Here is a 546-nt window from a genome sequence, read left to right as displayed (position 1 = left end):
CCGAGCCCGCGAACGTCACCGCGCCGATCAGGATGCCGACGTAGATCTCGACTTCGTGGATGGCCTTCTCTGCGCCGACGAACTGCACCGACGTATCGATGTAGCTGGCAAAGCCCACCAGGCACGCCGCCAGGCCGACCAGGCTGTGCATCAGCGCAACCAGTTCGGGCATCTGCGTCATCTGCACCTTCTTCGCGGCGATGAGGCCGACCGCACCGCCGACGACCAGCGCGGCGACGACGTACGGAATGCCCTCGGCCGACACGCGCGGGCCGAGCACGGTGGCCAGCACGGCGATGACCATGCCGATCATGCCGAGCAGGTTGCCGCGGCGCGCCGTTTCCGGGTTCGCCAGCCCGCCAAGACTGAGGATGAAGAGGATCGCCGCGCCGATGTAGGAGACGGTAGTCAGATTGGAGGTCATGGTTGTCGTCCCCTTATTTGCGGAACATTGCCAGCATGCGCCGCGTCACCGCGAAGCCGCCGAACATGTTGACGGCCGTGAGCGTCAGCGCACCCACTGCCAGGCCCAGGATCAGCCCCGAC

The 546-nt window shown here is 66.3% G+C and carries 2 protein-coding genes; both read right to left on the bottom strand.

Annotated features, from left to right (window positions below):
- Positions 1–424: NAD(P)(+) transhydrogenase (Re/Si-specific) subunit beta (locus G3N94_RS43350; RefSeq protein WP_205799932.1), on the bottom strand; the 424-nt coding region annotated here is incomplete at its 3' end.
- A 13-nt stretch (positions 425–437) separates the two neighbouring features.
- Positions 438–546, bottom strand: a 109-nt coding sequence (locus G3N94_RS43345; protein WP_205799991.1) for a proton-translocating transhydrogenase family protein, incomplete at its 5' end; no start/stop codon positions are given.

The sequence above is a fragment of the Burkholderia sp. Ac-20353 genome (assembly GCF_017104785.1).
Classification (GTDB): Bacteria; Pseudomonadota; Gammaproteobacteria; order Burkholderiales; family Burkholderiaceae; genus Burkholderia.
The sequence above is the reverse complement of the archived record's forward strand: the minus strand, read 5'-3'. Positions and strand labels throughout refer to the sequence as shown.